19 protein-coding genes are annotated in these 19,338 nt (G+C 46.4%); 13 read left to right on the top strand and 6 right to left on the bottom strand.

Annotated elements, in window-relative coordinates:
- Positions 1 to 120: 120 nt before the first annotated feature.
- Entirely contained in the window at positions 121 to 270 is a 150-nt protein-coding gene (locus QUA83_RS14370; protein ID WP_333293775.1) for a hypothetical protein, read from the top strand.
- A 131-nt stretch (positions 271 to 401) separates the two neighbouring features.
- On the opposite strand, the gene lepB is transcribed toward QUA83_RS14370, so the two are convergent.
- Complete coding sequence (gene lepB / locus QUA83_RS14365) at positions 402 to 1,463, bottom strand: signal peptidase I (protein WP_333293774.1); 1,062 nt, start codon at positions 1,461 to 1,463, stop codon at positions 402 to 404.
- A 306-nt stretch (positions 1,464 to 1,769) separates the two neighbouring features.
- Here lepB and QUA83_RS14360 point away from each other — a divergent pair, with 306 nt between their 5' ends.
- Together QUA83_RS14360 and QUA83_RS14355 are read left to right on the top strand one after the other, a co-directional pair.
- A complete protein-coding gene (locus QUA83_RS14360) occupies positions 1,770 to 2,915 on the top strand; it encodes an iron-containing alcohol dehydrogenase family protein (RefSeq protein ID WP_333293773.1) in 1,146 nt (381 codons plus the stop codon).
- Positions 2,916 to 3,014: 99 nt separating this feature from the next.
- On the top strand, positions 3,015 to 4,199 hold the full coding sequence (locus QUA83_RS14355; protein ID WP_333293772.1) for an aspartate aminotransferase: 1,185 nt from the start codon (positions 3,015 to 3,017) through the stop codon (positions 4,197 to 4,199).
- Positions 4,200 to 4,366: 167 nt separating this feature from the next.
- Here QUA83_RS14355 and QUA83_RS14350 read toward each other — a convergent pair whose 3' ends face one another.
- Both QUA83_RS14350 and dapF read right to left on the bottom strand, forming a co-directional pair.
- The gene (locus tag QUA83_RS14350; protein WP_333293771.1) at positions 4,367 to 5,509 is read right to left on the bottom strand and encodes a hypothetical protein; all 1,143 of its coding nucleotides are present in this window, start codon (positions 5,507 to 5,509) and stop codon (positions 4,367 to 4,369) included.
- Between the two features lie 236 nt (positions 5,510 to 5,745).
- Complete coding sequence (dapF, locus tag QUA83_RS14345; protein WP_333293770.1) at positions 5,746 to 6,588, bottom strand: diaminopimelate epimerase; 843 nt, start codon at positions 6,586 to 6,588, stop codon at positions 5,746 to 5,748.
- Between the two features lie 312 nt (positions 6,589 to 6,900).
- On the opposite strand from dapF, the gene QUA83_RS14340 reads away from it, so the two are divergent.
- Entirely contained in the window at positions 6,901 to 7,113 is a 213-nt protein-coding gene (locus QUA83_RS14340; RefSeq protein WP_333293769.1) for an Hfq-related RNA-binding protein, read from the top strand.
- A gap of 162 nt (positions 7,114 to 7,275) precedes the next feature.
- On the opposite strand, the gene QUA83_RS14335 is transcribed toward QUA83_RS14340, so the two are convergent.
- The gene (locus tag QUA83_RS14335) at positions 7,276 to 9,591 is read right to left on the bottom strand and encodes a cation:proton antiporter (protein ID WP_333293768.1); all 2,316 of its coding nucleotides are present in this window, start codon (positions 9,589 to 9,591) and stop codon (positions 7,276 to 7,278) included.
- Between the two features lie 632 nt (positions 9,592 to 10,223).
- Between QUA83_RS14335 and QUA83_RS30580 the strand changes: the two genes are divergently transcribed.
- From QUA83_RS30580 to QUA83_RS14320, 4 genes are all read left to right on the top strand, one after another.
- Positions 10,224 to 10,373, top strand: coding sequence for a hypothetical protein (locus QUA83_RS30580; protein WP_445301779.1), 150 nt, complete (start codon positions 10,224 to 10,226; stop codon positions 10,371 to 10,373).
- A 35-nt stretch (positions 10,374 to 10,408) separates the two neighbouring features.
- The gene (locus QUA83_RS14330; RefSeq protein WP_333293767.1) at positions 10,409 to 11,470 is read left to right on the top strand and encodes an NADH:flavin oxidoreductase/NADH oxidase; all 1,062 of its coding nucleotides are present in this window, start codon (positions 10,409 to 10,411) and stop codon (positions 11,468 to 11,470) included.
- A 157-nt stretch (positions 11,471 to 11,627) separates the two neighbouring features.
- Complete coding sequence (locus tag QUA83_RS14325; protein ID WP_333293766.1) at positions 11,628 to 12,437, top strand: SDR family oxidoreductase; 810 nt, start codon at positions 11,628 to 11,630, stop codon at positions 12,435 to 12,437.
- A gap of 64 nt (positions 12,438 to 12,501) precedes the next feature.
- Positions 12,502 to 12,642, top strand: coding sequence for a hypothetical protein (locus tag QUA83_RS14320; protein WP_333293765.1), 141 nt, complete (start codon positions 12,502 to 12,504; stop codon positions 12,640 to 12,642).
- On the opposite strand, the gene QUA83_RS14315 is transcribed toward QUA83_RS14320, so the two are convergent.
- Complete coding sequence (locus tag QUA83_RS14315; RefSeq protein WP_333293764.1) at positions 12,633 to 12,824, bottom strand: hypothetical protein; 192 nt, start codon at positions 12,822 to 12,824, stop codon at positions 12,633 to 12,635. The genes QUA83_RS14320 and QUA83_RS14315 overlap by 10 nt on opposite strands.
- On the opposite strand from QUA83_RS14315, the gene QUA83_RS14310 reads away from it, so the two are divergent.
- The 3 genes from QUA83_RS14310 to QUA83_RS14300 all read left to right on the top strand — a co-directional run bounded on the left by QUA83_RS14310 (position 12,823) and on the right by QUA83_RS14300 (position 15,867).
- Entirely contained in the window at positions 12,823 to 13,728 is a 906-nt protein-coding gene (locus tag QUA83_RS14310) for a D-hexose-6-phosphate mutarotase (RefSeq protein ID WP_333293763.1), read from the top strand. The two genes, QUA83_RS14315 and QUA83_RS14310, sit on opposite strands and share 2 nt — an antisense overlap.
- Positions 13,729 to 14,060: 332 nt before the next feature.
- Positions 14,061 to 15,587 (top strand): phosphomannomutase/phosphoglucomutase, encoded by a 1,527-nt coding sequence (locus QUA83_RS14305; RefSeq protein ID WP_333293762.1) that lies wholly within the window; start codon positions 14,061 to 14,063, stop codon positions 15,585 to 15,587.
- 52 nt (positions 15,588 to 15,639) lie between these two features.
- Positions 15,640 to 15,867, top strand: a complete 228-nt coding sequence (locus QUA83_RS14300; protein WP_333293761.1) for a hypothetical protein — start codon at positions 15,640 to 15,642, stop codon at positions 15,865 to 15,867.
- Between the two features lie 328 nt (positions 15,868 to 16,195).
- Here QUA83_RS14300 and QUA83_RS14295 read toward each other — a convergent pair whose 3' ends face one another.
- On the bottom strand, positions 16,196 to 17,425 hold the full coding sequence (locus QUA83_RS14295) for a transposase (RefSeq protein ID WP_333293760.1): 1,230 nt from the start codon (positions 17,423 to 17,425) through the stop codon (positions 16,196 to 16,198).
- Between the two features lie 80 nt (positions 17,426 to 17,505).
- Here QUA83_RS14295 and tnpA point away from each other — a divergent pair, with 80 nt between their 5' ends.
- On the top strand, positions 17,506 to 17,919 hold the full coding sequence (tnpA, locus tag QUA83_RS14290; protein WP_333293759.1) for an IS200/IS605 family transposase: 414 nt from the start codon (positions 17,506 to 17,508) through the stop codon (positions 17,917 to 17,919).
- 456 nt (positions 17,920 to 18,375) lie between these two features.
- Positions 18,376 to 19,317 carry a M23 family metallopeptidase gene (locus QUA83_RS14285; protein WP_333293758.1) on the top strand — a complete coding sequence of 314 codons (942 nt, stop codon included), beginning with the start codon at positions 18,376 to 18,378 and terminating at the stop codon, positions 19,315 to 19,317.
- The last annotated feature ends 21 nt before the right edge of the window (positions 19,318 to 19,338 follow it).

Genomic DNA, 19,338 nt, shown 5'->3' with positions numbered 1-19,338 from the left:
AGTTTTTGAGCAACAGCTTGCCTTCTGCTAAAAGGCTGCTACTTTTAGCTGCACTGATTTTTTAGTCTAAACTACAGTAAAATACTAGCACCATTTATACCTGCTACAGCGGAAGATTTTTTGACATATCCTGAATTAACCGAGTTTTCGGTACTCGATGGCGAGGAGTATTTAATTGAGAAATGTTACACTCGCAGCCACGACGCTTTTTTGAAAGGCTACGTACCCGAAGACGAAGGACTTTATGATGACTACAGTACGTTTGTCTAGATTAGATTGTCTGGAAAAGTTCTTGTTGCTAGGGAAAATTGGGCAAATTTCTCAACCGGATGCAGCAGAAGTGAAACGAGTCTGGGATTTGTATGTTAAGCCTCAATTCTAAAGCTCTTTGTTCAAACTCGTTATTTGCCTGCGATCGAACCAGCGCGATCGAACGGATAATATCGTTGAGTTGCCTTCCCAATGATGTTTTCGCGCGGTACAAAACCCCAATAGCTGCTGTCATAACTGTTATTGCGGTTATCGCCCAAAACAAAATAAGAATTAGGTGCAACTATCTGCGGCCCCCATTGATATTTTGGTCGATCGCTGATATAAGTTTCATCCAATGGCAGATCGTTGATGTATACCTGCCCAGATTTAACTTCGACTTTATCGCCCGGTAGTCCAATAATGCGCTGAATAAAGGCATCGCGGACATTTTCCCTCTGCAAAGCTTCTGTAGGCGAAAATATAACAATGTCACCCCGTTCGGGTGCGCGAAATCGATAAGCCAGTTTGTTAATTATCAGTCGATCATTTATTTGTAAAGTAGGCTGCATCGAACCTGAAGCAATGTATCGTGCTTCAGCTATAAATTGTCGGATCGCGATCGCTAAAATTGCAGAAAGCACAACTGAGATACTGATAAATCCTGCGATAAATAGCATCACTGTCCGACGCGATCGCTCTCGCCGCACGGGAGCAGAAACATAAACATGGTAGAAAGCAATCAAAACTAATGCAGTTTGCGATAGCCCTGCAAGCAGAGCGATCGTCGGATTTTTTGAAGCTGCTGCGATCGCAACCGCAATAAAAACAGCGAAAAAAATCATGCTAGATAACCATTGCTTGAGATAAACATGGCATAGCCCAGGAACAAATCCAGACCAAAAAACAGCCAACCAGGCATCTTTGCTTTGCTTTCGAGCAACTTCAAACTCTGTAGAATTCCCACTTCTTGCTGAATGGTAAGCATCAAATAAATTCCAAATTGGTAATATTAGCCCTGCGATCGCTAAGATGACAATGCCGACTATAACATTACCCGGAGAACTAAGGATGAACCAACCTCCGATTCCAAATAAGAGGAAAGAACTCAATAAAATGATGTATCCCTTGAGAGGCTTTCCAGCATAAATCTGTCCGATACCTGGCAGAAGTCTAGACAAATTAACGGCAAGCCAAGGTTCTTTATTATTCATTTGTCTCTAGAACTAAATATCTTTAGAGTGAATTTGATATCGATAGATCTACCGCAGATTCAGGCAGATAAACGCAGATAAACGCAGATATATTCGTGAAGCACGATCGCATGAATGCAATTGGAGCTTCATATGAGTCTATACCGAATCGCCCCTCAACTCCCCTCTCCCATGCCCCAACCCCGCACAATACTTAATAAAAACTTTACAAAACTTACCCGATCGCCCAACATGGGTTAGAGTTATCCTATAAAATCCAGCAATCCTGCAAAGCGTCAACCTTCTCGTCACTTATCCAGTGGTTCGATGACTCAAACCCAAAGCACTAAAACCGCCACCCCAACTGCAATTTATTCCTTGACAATTGCTCCCGCCTGTGTATTGCGGGGTCGATCGGCGATCGCACAAGCCGGAGATGCGATCGCCCGTTTCGGAAAGCGGCCGCTAATCGTCGGCGGCAGCAACTCCCTCGCCGCCGCCCAACCCTACCTGCAACCAATCCTCGAACAGCAGCAGTTAAAATCCGCCGAAACAGCATACGGCAAGGATTGCAGCGAAACCAGCCTCGAAACCCTCCGCCAAGCAGCCCAAACCCATCAAGCCGACTTCATCATCGGTGTCGGCGGCGGCAAAGCCTTAGACGCAGCCAAACTCGTCGCCCATCAGTGCAAAATCCCGATCGTCACCATACCCACATCAGCAGCCACCTGTGCCGCTTGGACAGCCCTTTCTAACATTTATTCAGAACAAGGTGCATTCCAATACGATGTCACATTAGCCAGATGTCCCGATTTATTAATACTAGACTACGGCTTAATTCAAACTGCACCGCAGCGGACATTAGTAGCAGGAATTGGAGATGCGATCGCCAAATGGTACGAAGCCTCAGTCAGCAGCGGACACTCCGAACAAACCCTGATAATTTCCGCAGTCCAACAAGCTAGAATACTGCGCGATATTTTATTCCAAAAATCAGCCGCCGCCCTCAAAGAACCCGGTAGCGAAACCTGGCAAGAAGTCACAGATGCAGCCGTATTGCTAGCAGGAGTAATCGGTGGGATTGGCGGTGCCCAATGCCGCACCGTCGCCGCCCACGCCGTCCACAACGGCCTAACTCATCTATTAGCAAGTCACGGCACATTGCACGGCGAAAAAGTCGCTTACGGCATTTTAGTACAACTGCGACTAGAAGAAATGCTGCAAAACAATCAACTCGCCGCTAGCGCCAGACAGCAACTGCTAAAATTCTACGCCGAGATTGGATTACCCCAAACTTTAGACAACCTCGGACTCGGAGACATTACCATCACAGAATTGCAGCGCGCCGCCGACATAGCCTGCAATCCTAATTCCGATATCCACAGACTACCTTTTAAAGTTGTTCCCCAACAATTAATGGCAGCGATGGTTTCTACCACCGCACCTGTGGGAGAATTAAAGATTAAGAATTAAAACAGTTTGTAGTAAGGACTAAAGTCCTGAAAAGGCTGTGCTAGCAAGGACGGAAGTCCTTACTACAAACCAGGAAAACTGACAACTGACACAAAATAAATGACCTTGGATTGGATTAGCCCTGCTGACAGGTTGCAAAAACTACCGCCCTACGTATTTGCCCGTCTCGACGAACTCAAAGCCCGCGCCCGCGAACAAGGACTCGATTTAATAGACTTAGGAATGGGAAACCCCGACGGGGCCACTCCTCAACCAGTAGTAGAAGCGGCTGTCGCAGCCATCCAAAATTCTGCAAATCACGGCTATCCACCCTTTGAAGGAACTGCCAGTTTCCGCCGTACTATTACTAAATGGTACAGCCGTCGCTACAACGTTGAACTCGATCCAGAAAGCGAAGCATTGCCTTTGTTGGGTTCTAAAGAAGGTTTAGCACATTTTGCGATCGCCTATATCAATCCAGGGGACGTAATATTAGTACCGAGTCCCGCTTATCCCGTATTATTTCGCGGCCCAATTATCGCCGGTGCAAAAGTTCACAACATCATCCTCAAACCAGAAAATGACTGGGTAATTGACTTAGCCGACATTCCCGACAGCGTAGCCGAACAAGCCAAAATACTCTACTTTAATTATCCCAGCAATCCGACTGGAGCAACTGCACCCCGCGAATTTTACAAAGATATTGTGGCTTTCGCACACAAACATCAAATCTTGCTGGTTCACGATTTGTGTTATGCGGAATTAGCCTTTGACGGCTATCAACCGACAAGTTTATTAGAAATTCCCGGCGGTAAAGAAATCGGGGTCGAATTTCACACCATGTCCAAAACCTACAATATGGCCGGCTGGCGCGTCGGTTTTGTAGTAGGAAATAGCAAAATTATTCAAGGTTTGCGGACATTAAAAACTAACCTAGATTACGGTATATTTTCCGCATTGCAAACAGCAGCAGAAACAGCACTGCAATTGCCGGATAGTTACTTGCACGAAGTGCAGAATCGTTACAGGACTCGCCGGGATTTCATGGTGGAAGGATTGGCAGAATTAGGGTGGAATATTCCTAAACCTCTGGCTGCAATGTATCTTTGGGTTCCCTGCACTCGCGGCATGAGTTCGACTGATTTTGCCCTCAATGTTTTGCAGCAAACGGGTGTTGTGGTGACTCCTGGCAATGCTTTTGGGCCGGGCGGCGAAGGATATGTGAGAATTAGTTTAATTGCAGATTGCGATCGACTGGGAGAAGCATTGCGGCGCTTGAAACAAGCTAATATTCGCTATCAATAGTCATTAGTCAGTAGTCATTAGTCAGTTGTTATTGGTTATTTGTGGGTTATTAGTTGTTATTGGTTATTTGTGGGTTGTTAGTTGTTATTGGTTATGTGTTATTTGTTGGCGATCGTAACCAATTATTAACTACCCAGGACTACTGACTAATGACTACTGACTAATGACTATAACGTTTTAATTTGCTCAATCACCCAATCAAAAGTTTCCATAACTTGCTTCAGTGCAGATTCGTCTTGCAAAGTAAACAAAGCCAGACTCGGCGACCTTCTCTCACCCGGTTCTATAGGCAGCGACAGACCGATCGCACTCAGCTTACTTCTCAATTCCAGCCACTTTTGTTCCGCATTAAACGGTGGCTGAGAACCGTAATTATCAGCAGAAATTTCCATTCGACCAGCAATATCTACAGTGAATAACTGATAGGGTTTTCTTCCCTTTTGAGGCAATTGAGCGGCGAAACCGCCGTAGGCATCCCCCGTTCCCCAGTGGATTTGAACTTCGGGTTCTTGACTTTTTGCCCACAGGTAAATAGCTTTTGCCATTTGCGCCTCGTCCGCGCCTCGTCTAGCTTTGATTTCCGCAAAAAATGAAGATTCATCCCAGCGCCTTCTTTCGCGCGTTGCGCTGGATTTTTTCTGCTGTGCTTCCGCTGTCTGACCAATGACTCTGGGAACCAAAGTTCTGAGACCATCTTCACTTACATACTGCTTAATTTCCAGGGCCAAAACTTCAACCGGGTCCATTTGTTCGTTGAGAAATTCCACAACTCGGCGCATTTCAGCGGAAATCTCGTCAGCTACAAACACTAAGCGAACTTTACCCGCTTGCAAATTAGTTTTAACCTTCTGCCAAAACGTCTCTTCATTAGCATTTGCACCGAGAAACTCTTCAAAAATCTGTTCAGGATCGCGACCCCGATCGCGACAATTAGCTTCAAACAGAGCAATAATGGAATCGACCGGCCAGTAAACCAACGCATTAGCAGCATAGTCGATCGACTGACCCAACACTTTTTGCCGCAGTTCGGCATTAGGAGTTCGCCGGACATCCACCAAAGTAGGAACTGCATTTTGGTCGAGAAACAAATGATCCAGCGACCACTGCACCGCTGTTTCCTCATCGCTGGGTGCAGCTTCCCGCGAAATTAACAGCCACCTCCGCGCCGTCGCCCGATCGATTTGGTCTCCCGCGATCAAATTAGGATAAGTTACCAGCAACTCTTGTAACTGGTCTTCCGAGTCGTAGGGCTGTTCCATCATTTCTACCAGCCTGTCGTCATCCTGAATCAGATAAATACCTCCAGCCATCCCAGCCCACCTACTTAATTTTAGATTTTAGATTTTAGATTTTAGATTTTAGATTTCAGGCTTAGTTATTAGTCTTCAGTCTTCAGTCCGCAGCCAATAACTTATGAAGGCGGAAGGCATTGGTCAGAATTCAAGAAAAATTTTGAAGTCAATAATTTTTCTTGTTTGTTAATTCAACCAAAAATTCCTTCTGACCAGTGACTGATGACTAATAACTAATGACTAATAACTAATGACTAATCACTCATACAACCAGTAAATACTCGCTGTGCCGGCCCGGTCATGTAAATCCGCCCAGAAACTTCTGCCCATTCGATTTCCAAAACGCCGCCGGGGAGTTCAACAGCAGTTGCCCGATCGCACTTTCCTACCAACACCCCAGCTACCACAGCAGCACAAGCACCAGTCCCACAAGCTAGAGTAACACCCGCGCCTCTTTCCCACACCCGCATTTTTACATAGTCTGAACGTACCACTTGAATAAATTCCGTATTGGTACGCTGCGGGAAGGCTTTGTGGTGCTCGAATTGAGGCCCGACAGTTTCTAAAGCAATCGCCGCAACATCCTCTACAAAAGTAATGCAGTGAGGATTGCCCATACTGACGCAGGTAACAGACCAAGATTTATCAGCAACTTCGATCGGCACATCAATAACTTTGGCATCCGGTGCGGCCAAAGTTGTCGGAATTTCCGCAGCCAGCAGCCGGGGAACCCCCATATCCACCTTCACCTGACCGTCCGATCGCAATTCCGGGGTAATCACACCAGCCAGAGTGTGGATGCGGTACTGAGTTTTCGCCTCTGACCCTTCCAAATCGGCGATAAACTTAGCCAAACAGCGAATTCCGTTGCCGCACATTTCCGGTTCAGAACCGTCGGAGTTAAAAATCCGCATCGTATAGTCAGTGTCATTTTGACCCGGAAGAGCAAATATCACACCGTCTGCGCCAATCCCGAAATGTCGATCGCACAAATCCACAGCTTGTTCTGGCGTGATCACCGGTTCTGACGAGTGGCGGTTGTCAATCAGAATAAAATCATTTCCCAGTCCGTGATACTTCGCAAACTCGATCGGCATAAAAACAAACCTCTTTTGGTTAAAACTGATTAGATAATTTGATGACCAAATTACCCATTTCCCAGTATTATAAAACTTTCTGCAATTTATAGTCCTTTCTAGTGAAAGATAAACAAATATAATATTTATAACTACCCAGCGATATCTAATTAATGCTGATGTCAAGGGTTCAATGAATATTCGTCGAAAAGTAACTGCCAAGGGGTTTCTCCCTCATCGAGTAGACGCGCTTGTAAGTGCGGCAGTAACGGTTAAACGGTATAAACAGAAGAATATGGTTTAAGGTAATATTTGACTATATTTTTCTGAACTATGTCTGAATTTGAAACCGGATTGCCCAGCGTTCGCTTAATACAAAGCTACATCAAAGACAAACAACAGGTGGAGATCAAACTCCTGACCGGCGACTCACTAGCGGGCAGAATTTTTTGGCAGGATAATAGCTGCATTTGCCTCGTCGATCCGTCAGAAACACAAATTCTGATCTCGCGGCCAGCAATTGCTTATCTCAAACCCAACGGGTAAGAGTGGGGCATGGGGCATGGGGCATGGGGCATGGGGCATGGGGCATTGTTGACTGTTGAGAGTTGACTGTTGGCTTGAAAGCTCACCACAGTCAACTGTCAACCGTCAACTGTCAACCGTCAACAGTCAACCGTCAACAGTCAACAGTCAACTGCCAACTGACTAATCGCTAAACAGCTTTTCACTGACTTGGGTGGCGACAAAAGGCAGCTTTAAAGCAGGTTGTGGCACTCGCGGTGAAGCCGTCCGCTGCATCAAGCCGAGCTCGTAGAAGCCGCCGCACAGCAGCAAACGATCGCCTTCTTGCAAATTGCTAGTTCCGTCCGGCCAGCGAGTAAATTTCCCTTCCCGGCGGATCGCCCGCACCTGCACCCCGTACTGGGTTAGCACATCTACCTCTGACAGTTTTTTGCCCGCCCAAGGGCTGTTTGCTGGCAGCCTCAGCCACTGGCAAGAACTGTCGCCCTGCGGAACTGCAACTTCCCCCTTCGCCAGCAACTCAAAACTGATGAGTTCTTCCGGTTCTCCCACTACAAAAAGTCGATCGCCCGACTGCAAAGCTGTCTTGCCGTTGGGATAATCAATTTCCTCGCCATTCTCGCGGACGATCGCCATCACGCTGACCCCTGTCAACTGCCGCAAGTTAGTTTCTTCCAGAGTCATGCTGGCGATGGGAGAACCTGACGGCAAGTTGTACCACTCGCTGTTCATATCTCGAACCGCCACTTTCAAATCCCGCGAAACAGCCAAAGGTTCGCGCGGTGGCCGCAATTCCAGATAGCGGCTGCTGCGAATTTGCTGCACATCTCGCCCGATCGCCATTGCGGAGAGCCCCATGCCAGCCAGCAAGTGGGAAGAGAGTTCTAAACTCGCCTCAAACTCCGGCTGCACAACTTCCCACGCCCCCAATTGATAAAGCAATTCGATGTCTTTATCTTGGTTCGCGCACACCACAATATCCAAATCCGGGACTAATTCTAAAGCCCGCTTCAGACACAAGCGAGTGCTCATGGGATCGGGAAGGGCGATCGCCATTGCTTTTGCCCGTTCCACCCGCGCGGCTTCCAATACGTGCAAGCTGGCAGCATTCCCGTAAATGTAAGGAATTCCTTGCATTCTGCAATCTTGAATTCTACTTTCTGACTCATCAATTACCACAACTGAACAGTTGCGGCTTTGCAGCATTTTGACTAAAATTCTGCCGACTCGCCCGTAGCCGCAAACCACAACATAATTTTGTTCCGGCAAACTTTCAGCTATTGCCACAGGTTGAGATGTTTCGTCAAAATAGCGCTGCAAAGGCCCGAAATTTTCCGCCCATTTCAATAACTGCGGCACGCTTCTCAATACAAACGGAGTTAGCACCAGGGTGACTGCTGTCGTTCCTAAAATTAACAGGTAAACGTTCCGCGAAACCAGCCCCATAGCTTGGCCGGCACTAGCGAGTACAAAGGAGAATTCTCCTATTTGAGCTAAGCCCAAACCTGTGATTAATGCTGTTTTTAGCGGATAGCCAAATAGTCGGACGATCGGCGTTATAATCAAGAATTTGCCGACAAATACTATAAATACCAGTCCCAGAATTACTTCGAGATGGTTCCACAGAAACACCGGGTCAATTAACATTCCGATGGTGACAAAAAATAAAGATGCAAAAATATCTCGCAAAGGCTCGACATAAGTTAGAGTTTGGTCTGCATATTCCACCTCCGAAATCATTAAACCCGCCACAAATGCGCCCATCTCGATCGAAAAACCCAAATATTCTGTCAGTAGCGCAATCCCTAAAGCCAAAACCACAACTCCCAGCAAAAACAGTTCCCGGCTTTCTGTTTGCGCGAGGTATCGCAGCAACTGCGGTACAAGCCAAATGCCCGCGACTACAGCACCGATCGCAAATAACCCGATCCGCAGCAGGGCCCACGCTACCGTCATGCCGATCTCTTCTGCTGGCTGATTGAGTGCCGGCAAAACTGCTAGCATTAGCCCCAAAGCCAAATCTTGAACTACTAATATTCCCAGCATGACTTGACCGTGGGAAGTACCGGATTCATTGCGCTCCATCAAGCATTTCAGTACGACTGCGGTAGAGGAAAGTGACAGAATCGATCCTAAAAACACGCCTTGGGCGGGCGATTCTACCCAGCCTACAGCCAAGGAAATTGCAGTAGTAATGGCGATCGTCAGCACAATTTGCAAGCCCCCCCCGCCCAAACTAATGGTTTTAACTTTCTGGAGTTCGGCGAAAGAAAATTCCACTCCCAAGGCAAATAACAGAAAAGCAACCCCGAATTCAGCCAGGGTGTCTACCTGAATTAATTCTTTAATCAGCCCCAAACCGGCCGGCCCAACTACGATCCCTCCCAGGAGATAGCCGAGAATTACCGGCTGTCGCAATAGCGATGCAAAGAGTCCTCCTGCAGCGGCAGCAGCGAGAACTAGAACTAAGTCAACGATCAGTCGGAAGTCTTCTTGCACAAGTTTATGAAAAAAGTATAAAGTTATATTATAGTGTCTAATGTGTTGACTATGTTTAGTGGGTTGACAGTAGTTGAGGAACAAGCACAACGGCCACCCTCGACTAAGGTATTTTTTCATTGCACAGAGTTCAAATCCTCACAAAAAGCTTAACCTCTGGCAAGTTGATCGAGGGATTGCGGCGGTATTAGTGGTAATGTTTCACCTCAACGAGATGAGCGCCGAGAGATTAAATCAAGTTACTTTTTTTAAATTTATTTCAGGCTGGGTGGAGCGGTGTTGATTACTTTTTTGTATTGAGCGGTTTTATCATGGTATATGTTCACCGATCGGCGATCGGTAAAAAGGATTAGTTAAAATCGTTTTCATTTATTCAAACCCTGCTTGCGGATTGAGCCGATATAGTGGATAATTACTCAGGCACTTTTGTGTCTTTTTCTAGTAATCCCCGGTTTTGCTAACAATAAAGATTTAGGTTTTAGACAAGTAATTTTGTCGTTGCTCTTGATACCTCAAAATGACTTGTCCATTCGGGATGTAGGTTGGACAAAGCTGCCGTCGCACCTGTAAAGACTGCACTAGAGGCGATCGACTCCCTAACTGTAGGACACCCGTATTAGCTCGGTGACGAACTGAGCATTGCGGATTTCTACCTAATTCTGATCTTCACCTACCTATCCCAGACCGCAGAGTACGAAGCAACGATCGCGCAAATTTCAAGGCTGCGGAATTGGTGGAATGAGGTCAGTCAACTTCCCAATGTGAAGAAAGTCTGTACTTGACATCTGTGCATTTTATAACTCACGCATTTACAACCATGTCGCATTTATTTGAGCCATTCGATCAACGTGGCGTTACCTTCCGAAATCGCATTGCAGTTTCTCCCATGTGTCAATATTCAAGCGTTGATGGATTCGCCAATGATTGGCATCTGGTTCATCTCGTCAGTCGAGCCGTAGGAGGGGCAGGGATGGTGATGACTGAAGCAGCGGCAGTCGAGCCTGAAGGACGAATTACGCCGCAAGATTTGGGAATCTGGGACGATGCTCACATTGAAATGTTGGCGCGAATCGTCGAGTTAATTCACCGCAACGGTGCGGTTGCAGGAATTCAACTTGCTCATGCAGGTCGAAAAGCCAGTACAGCACCTCCGTGGGAGGGCGGCGATGTGCTTTCGGAATCTCAAGCAGGATGGACTTCGATCGCCCCCAGCGCCATTCCATTTGAACCCGATAGCCCCGCCCCGATTGCTCTGAGTATCGAAGACATTCAAAAGTTGACCGCATCCTTTGTCAAGGCAGCTCAACGCGCCCTCGAAGCCGGATTTGACGTAATCGAGATTCATGCGGCTCACGGCTATCTACTCCATGAATTTATGTCTCCCTTGAGCAATCAACGGACTGATGACTATGGTGGCAGTTTTGAGCATCGCATCCGGTTTTTATGTGAAGTTGTACAAGCGGTGCGAAATGTTTTGCCGGATCAAACACCGCTTTGGGTTCGCATCTCTGCAACCGATTGGGTTCCAAATGGTTGGGACATTGAACAAAGTATTGCACTCAGCGATAAATTAAAGTCACTGGGCGTTGATTTAATGGATTGTTCATCAGGCGCAATTGTACCGGGTGAAAAGATTCCGACGGGTGCAGGTTATCAAACTATTTTTGCCGATCGCATTCGACGCGAAGCCAACATCGCCACCGGAGCCGTTGGTATGATTACTGCACCCGCGCAGGCTGACCACATCATCCGTACAGGTCAAGCAGATATGGTATTACTTGCCAGAGAAATGCTGCGCGATCCTTATTGGCCGATGCGGGCTGCGAAGCAACTACGTCAGTCGGTGCCGACTCCAATTCAATACGATCGCGCTTGGTAATTAAGCGGATTTGCGATCGGTTTTAGGTGAGCCGATAATGAACTAAGGAATGAAAAATAAATAAGGTGAGTAATAGAGCAATAGTTTACCTTGGATCAATGCTTCTGGGGTTTAATGGTGCAAGTTATTGATTTTTCATTCCTTAACAGGAGTAAAGATGTCTGAGATTCAAAACAAGGTTGTCATCATTACTGGAGCAAGTAGCGGTATAGGGGAAGCCACTGCTCGTCGTTTAGGCGCCAGCGGAGCCAAACTGATGCTTGCTGCTCGCCGTGAAGATAGACTTAAGGACTTGGTGGCTGTAATCGAAAAAACAGGTGGCACCGTTGCTTATCGAGTCACCGATGTTGCCGATCGCGCCCAGGTGCAAGCATTGGCTGACGCAACCTTGGAAACCTATGGACAAATTGATGTTCTGGTCAATAATGCGGGTTTAATGCCAATGTCTCCCATTGACCAGATGAAGGTCGATGAGTGGGATCAAATAATTGATGTCAACCTTAAAGGCGTGCTTTACGGCATTGCTGCGGTGCTGCCGACTATGCGCCAACAGAAGTCGGGGCACGTAATCAACTTGTCGTCTATTGGAGGCCATCAAGTATTTCCGGGGGCGGCAGTTTACTGTGCTACCAAGTATGCAGTGCGAGCAATTTCCGAAGGGCTGCGGCTGGAGTCAAACGGTGAAATTCGTTCTACCATCATTTCACCCGGTGCGGTTGCGACTGAAGGGCTGCAGCGGGAGTCAAACCGTCAAAAAATTCGTTCTACCAACATTTCACCCGGTGCGGTTGCGACTGAGTTGACCAGTACAATCACTCATGGTGATATGACATCATGGGTGAGTCAAGTATATTCAGTCGCCATTGATGCGGATGCGATCGCCCGGGCGATCGCCTATGCCATCGATCAACCGGGGGATGTGGATGTTAACGAAATTATCATCCGTCCGACTCGTGAGGAGGTTTGAAGTAGGACGCATGAGAGTCGATCGACTCAACTGAATTTAACCTAACGGCTGAACTGGAGACCGAATGGCTGGTGAAATGCACTACATTCGAGGTTGCACAGGTAAGCCGTTGCTGCTGATTCATAGTTTGGCCCGAAGCTGGCCATCAGGGAATCCCATCCTCACCGATCTCGCGACTAAACGCGATCGGGTTGATTACGAATAACTCAGCAAGGTGTGTCGGTGGGTTCGATCGCACATCGCCTCGCGATCACTTGGCACTCCCAATTCGTTTCTGTGAGAGTATCGTGGTGTCGATCGCACCTTCCCCGTCCAACCCAACAATCTAATCAATCTAGCAACCATAATATCGGATAATTGTAAAGCAATTAACCAAGCTAACAGCATGAGTATTGACCAATTAAACACAGACTACGGCATTGCCGGCCACCTCACCTTCGCCACGGGAAACGGTGGTTTCCCGATGATTCACATCGACAACGGCCAAGCCAAAGCCTTAATTTCTGTGTATTCCGGTCAAGTTCTCTCCTTTCAACCCGCCGCCGAAACCACAGACTTGATGTTCGTCAGCGACAAAGCTTACTACGCCGAAGGGAAAGCCATCAAAGGCGGTATACCCATCTGTTGGCCCTGGTTTGGCCCAGATCCCGAAGCCTTGGGGCGTCCGAGTCATGGGTTTGTGCGGAATCGCCTCTGGAATGTGCTAGAAACCGCCACAACCCCCGACGGCGCCACCAAAGTCACTCTCGGACTCAAGGATAGCGATGAAACTAGAGCAATTTGGCCCCAAGCCTTTGAACTGGCGATCGCAATTACGATCGGCACCAGCCTCACTGTAGAATTAATCACCCGCAATCTAGGCGACAAAGCATTTCCCCTCACCCAAGCTTTCCACACCTATTTCCAAGTCGGCGATATCAACCGCGTGCAGGTTTTAGGTTTAGAAAATAGCCAGTATCTTGATAAAGCGGATGGTGGTGTCGAAAAAACTCAAGTGGGTGCAGTGGTAGTAACAGGTGAAGTCGATCGCATTTATCTCGATGTCACCAAGGAATTAGTCATTGACGATAGCGCCCTAAATCGTCGGATTCGCATTAAATCCTCTGGTAGTAAATCCGTCGTAGTGTGGAATCCCTGGGTGACAATTTCTGAAAATATGGCCGACCTTGATGATGCAGATTATCAGCGTTTACTCTGCGTAGAAACGACCAATGCAGCTACAGATATTGTGGAAGTTCCCCCTCATGGTGAGTTCCGCTTGCAGGCCATTTACAGCGTTGAACACGACTAAGGAATTAGAGCTTAATCTTAGCGGTGATGGGGTCAAAATTCTCAGTCAGCGGTTCAACATTTCAATTGGATATTTTGGGCGTTGCTCAAATCCCAACCACAAGACTGGGATTGTTTCTTTAAATACAACTTAAATGCCGACTAGCTGATTGAATTGAAAAACTCTGTCACCCTAATGACTAATAATACCAAATCCAAAATTTGTCCCCGGTTTATTTCTTAGTCCGCGAAAGACGTTCGGCTAAGCTGAGTCGAACCGTCTAGCCACAGACAAAACTTTGTATGATCGGTTTCAACCGCCGACTCCGATCTTTTTACTTACCATCAATTATTATGCAAAACTTCAACTGGACAAAACTTCAAAATGGATCAGACATTCGCGGTATCGCCCTCGAAGGCGTTCCCAATGAAAAAGTCAACCTAACGCCGGAAATTGCGACAATCTTAGGTAAATCCTTTGTGAGTTGGTTGGTGCAAAAAGTCAAGAAATCAGCGGCAGAATTAACGATCGCGATCGGGCGTGACAGTCGCCTATCTGGGCCAACCTTAATGCAAGCTGTCATGGAGGGAATCGCCTCACTTGGTGCAACAGTGTACGACTTTGACATGGCCTCAACCCCCGCCATGTTTATGAGTACCATTACCCCTGGTTTTGATTGCGACGGCGCGATTATGCTCACTGCTAGCCATTTGCCATTTAATCGCAACGGCTTAAAGTTTTTCACAGCCAAAGGTGGGTTACAAAAACAGGATATTACAGATATCTTAACACTAGCCCAAAACAATAGCTTCCAACCAGCCGCATCGCCCGGTAACATTGCCAAGCATGATTTCATCTCTGTTTATGCTAACCAATTTGTCAAAAATATTCGGGAAGCAGTCAATCACCCAGATAATTTTGAGGAACCACTAACAGGATTAAAAATTGTTGTGGATGCGGGCAATGGTGCTGGCGGGTTTTATGTTGATAAAGTCTTAAAACCTTTAGGTGCAGATACCACGGGCAGTCAGTTTTTAGAACCCGATGGTACTTTCCCCAATCATGTGCCAAATCCCGAAGATAAACAGGCAATGCAGTCAATTTGTCAAGCGGTAATTGAACATCAAGCTGATTTTGGGATTATTTTTGATACCGATGTCGATCGCAGTGCGGCCGTCGATCAAGTTGGCAAGGAACTCAATCGCAATCGCTTAATTGCCTTGATTTCTGCCATTATATTACAAGAACACCCAGGCTCTACCATTGTCACCGATTCTATCACCTCCGATGGCTTGACACAATTCATCGAACAAGATTTAAAAGGAATTCACCATCGCTTTAAACGTGGCTACAAAAATGTGATTGACGAGTCGATTCGCCTCAATGAAGCCGGACAGGAATCATGGCTGGCGATTGAAACCTCTGGACATGGAGCTTTGAAAGAAAATTACTTTCTGGATGATGGCGCTTATTTGGTCAGCAAATTATTGATTGAATTGGCTAAGTCAAAGCTAGCAAATCAATCTTTGCCAGATTTAATTGCGAATTTAAAAGAACCCGAAGAAAGTGCAGAATTTCGGATTAAAATTGGTGTGGATGATTTCAAGGCTCACGGCGATCGGGTTATTGAACAACTGCAACAATTTGTCTCAACGCAAGCAGACTGGAAAATCGTTCCTAATAACTACGAAGGCCTGCGAATTTCCTGCACGTCAGCTAGCGAATCTGGCTGGTTTCTGTTACGCTTATCACTCCATGATCCGGTGATGCCTTTGAATGTTGAGTCTAATGTTAAGGGTGGTGTCGCTCACATAGTGGCTCGGCTTTTAGCCTTTTTCCAAACCACAGAATCCCTTGATTTTTCGGCACTATCGCTCTAACTTTTACTCGTGTCAGACTATTAGTCAACCAAACCCAAGGAGGAATTTAATCATGTGGCTTTTAATCATAAAATGTTCTGCTGCAAGCTGGGATACCCATTCCAAAGCTTTCAAAGCGATCGCTGCCAAATATCCTGCCACACCTCTTTCTTCCAAAAAGATGAAAGGTGATGCTCAACGCATCATGGAGTATCAGCTTGAGGATGTCAATGAGGTAGAGGAATTTATGGAAGAATGCTTGACCTTAAATGGTTTCACCGCTACCTTTGAATCTCTGTAAATTTAGGTAATCAGATTATAGCAATTCTCAATTTTTATCTTCTACCATTTTAGATGTGAGATTGAAAAATTGGGAATTAATACTATTTACTCAAAAGTAGGCTACAATAACTAGAGAGTTTTAGCAAGGTTATCCGAAAATAAACTGCCAAGAAAGAAGTGATTTAACAGCAGAGGAATTAAAAATAATTTTGTTGTAGCGCCGTGAACTATAACTAATAGCAATTGTTAAAAGTTATGTAACAGTAGCTAGGACTGATAAAATATAATCCCATCCGCTTAGACATGAAGAGTGTTTCTGTTGAAACTTGGGTTCTCGTGACATACTCCTACACCAACTGAGTACAGTATGGTGTAGGCTTCTCAGCGACTCCAGCTATTGCTTCGGACATTGACTGAGCTTTAATGACGGGATGACCCACCGCCCTATTCCTGATTACGATAGCTGCATTATGATCGCGGTCAAGACTACACCCACAATGGGGGCAGTCATGCCATCTTTCATGCAGCTTTTTCGGTACTTTTTCGCCGCAACTAGAGCAATCTTGTGAAGTATTGTAGGCACTTACTGGGATTACCAACAAACCAGCATTTACAGCTTTATTTGTTAGAATCGACAGAAAGCTTGACCACCCAGCATCCAACACAGATTTAGCTAATTTTGTACGAGCAAGTCCTTTAACATTCAAGTCTTCAACCGCAACAACATCATATTTTTTCAACAGCTCGTTAGCGGTCTTGAAGTGAAAGTCTTTACGCTTGTCTGCTACTTTCTTGTGACATCTTCCCAGTTGCTTAACTGCTTTCTGTCTTCGGTTGCTGCTTGTCTTGCGACGCGAGACTCGCTTCTGAATTACCCGCAGACGTTTCCCGGCCTTGCGGTAATGTTGAGGAATTGCCACAGTCTCGCCTTCTGATGTTGTCAAAAAATTCTTCAGCCCAACATCAATTCCAGTAATCTTGTTTGAATTAAAATCCGGTTTAACTTCAGGGACTGTTGAATCTTCCAAGCTGAGAGTTACATAATACCCATCAGCTTTTTTGGTAATAGAGACGGTTTTGATATTGAATCCATCAGGTATGGAACGGTGCAAAACAACTTTAACTTTTCCGAGCATCGGCAAGTTGATTAAGTTTTTCTGTAAACAGCCATCTTTAACTTGAGGATAAGTAAACGTGCGATAACGACTGCGTGGTTTAAATCGAGGTCTACCGCTACGCTTTCCACTGCTATCACCTTTTACAAAACGATCAAAAGTTACCTTGACTCGCTTAACTACATCTTGAAGGACTTGAGAGTAAATCTCTGCATACCAAGGGTGAGTTTTTTTGAGTTGAGGTAACGTCTTTTTTTGATCGTAGTATTGTGGGTTGTCGCGCAGTTGAGGTAAGTGGCAAACTAGCGGACACGCATTGATGGGAGAACAGTTTTGCTCGTACCAATTGAATCGATCAGCCAACAAATAATTGTACTGTGCACATAACATTGACAGCCATCTGTCAATTTCAATGGCTTGTAACTTTGTTGGACGTAATCGATACTGGTAAGAAGTTCTCATTCCTTTGTCAATATTAGAGCGTAGTCAGTACATATCAATTAGTGTTACTGTACCAGAACAAGTTATTTAGTGTCAATGGTATGAGTCAAGATTTTATCCATAAAGCCAGAGGGGTTTCCGACCTCAAGTGTCATTTAGTGTTGACCACCAAGTATCGACGGAAAGTTCTGACGGATTTAATGCTGACAAGACTTGAGGAGATTTTTAAGGATCTCATGGAAAAGTGGGAAGGAAGATTGGTAGAATTCAATGGTGAACGCGACCACGTACATTTACTACTTCAGTACACTCCGCAAACTGAGCCAAGCAAACTTATAAACAACCTCAAGACTGTATCTAGTCGGTACTTGCGGAAAGAGTTTGTGACTGAAGTTGAAAAAGTCTACTGGAAGGATGTTTTCTGGACGAATGGATATTTTATTGTCTCCTGTGGTGGCGTGACTGTGGAGCAATTAAAAAAGTATATTGAAGGACAAAATAGACCCGTTGAATAAAGAATTTGCTTGTCTCGTCATCCACCCGCCCACCGCTCAAAACATAGTTTTGAATTGCTTGACGGGTGGAATCCTCACCTGACGCGCCTTTCATCCCACACTAATCGAAGCGATATAGTGTGGGGATTCCCGTCTGTTTAGCTAAATTTGTAATGGAAACGGTAGTGTGAGCGTCTGGCTGAAGCGGGCTTTCCTCCCCGCACTATAGCAATCCTAAATGATTATACTCGTTACCAGGCTCTTCCTGGTAACGCATATCCGGAGGAAGAGCCTCCATAGTCTGGGCCGAGGCAGAGCCTCGCTTACATCGCTTCCCAGGCAGAGCTTGGGAACCAGTTAACCAGTTATTGAAACTGATGCGAGGATTGCTATACAGAAATTTTTATTGCGGATTGCTAGAGTTAGTCTAGATAGTTAAAAATATATCAGCGAGAGAAAGGTTAAGGACTGCTAGTGATGGTAATGACTGTGAATCGAGGCAACGGCGGGCTAAGTGCGGAAATAGTTACGGGTCGGATTTTGCGGTGGGGGCAGTTGAAAGCAAACCAGCTAACCGCTAGTTCGATCGGGGGAATTGTTGCTGGCCTTCTGAGTTTTGCCCTGCCGGTACAAGCTTTGCAGGTAGTTGTGACGCCGACCAATCCCCAACTGGGAGATACGCTGTCAATAATGATTCAGGTTGAGGGTAACGGCGGGGAAACTCCAACAGTTTCTCTACAGCAAAAAAACTACCCCGCGTTTCCCATCGGCAACGGCCGCTTTCGGGCCCTGCTGCCGACGACGCCGCTAGAGAAACCCGGTGCTCGCCAAATCCAAGTCGCAGGTGACGGACAAGTGCAGAACTTGAGTCTCCAAGTGCGCGATCGAAATTTTCCCACTCAATCCATCTGGCTACCGCCTGGGAAAGACGAGGAAGGTACAGATGCTGAATTCGATCGCGTAGACGCATTTAAAGCACTCGTGACACCCGAAAAATTTTGGGACGGCAAATTGTTGCGCCCCAACTCCGGCGAAATTACCACGATTTACGGGGTGCGACGTTATTATAATGGAGTATTTGCTCAGGACTACTACCACCGCGGCGTTGATTACGCGGGTGCTTCCGGTTCCCCTGTAGTGGCACCAGCAGCAGGTCGCGTGTCTCTAGTGGGACGTGAATCGCAAGGCTTCAAAATCCACGGAAACGTGGTTGGTATCGACCACGGTCAGGGCGTAGCAAGTATTTTGATGCACCTCAGCCGGATTGATGTCAAGGAAGGCGATGTCGTGAAAGCCGGTCAAGTAATTGGTACTGTGGGGTCAACAGGGGCTTCTACAGGCCCTCACCTGCATTGGGGACTTTACGTGCATGGGCAGTCCGTCGATCCTGTACCTTGGCGACTTCAGGGAGTTGAGTAGGAGTTTTTACAGGTTTTGACG

Origin of the sequence: Microcoleus sp. K1-B1 (genome assembly GCF_036704705.1) — a bacterium.
Taxonomy (GTDB): Bacteria; Cyanobacteriota; Cyanobacteriia; order Cyanobacteriales; family Microcoleaceae; genus Microcoleus.
The sequence above is the reverse complement of the archived record's forward strand: the minus strand, read 5'-3'. Positions and strand labels throughout refer to the sequence as shown.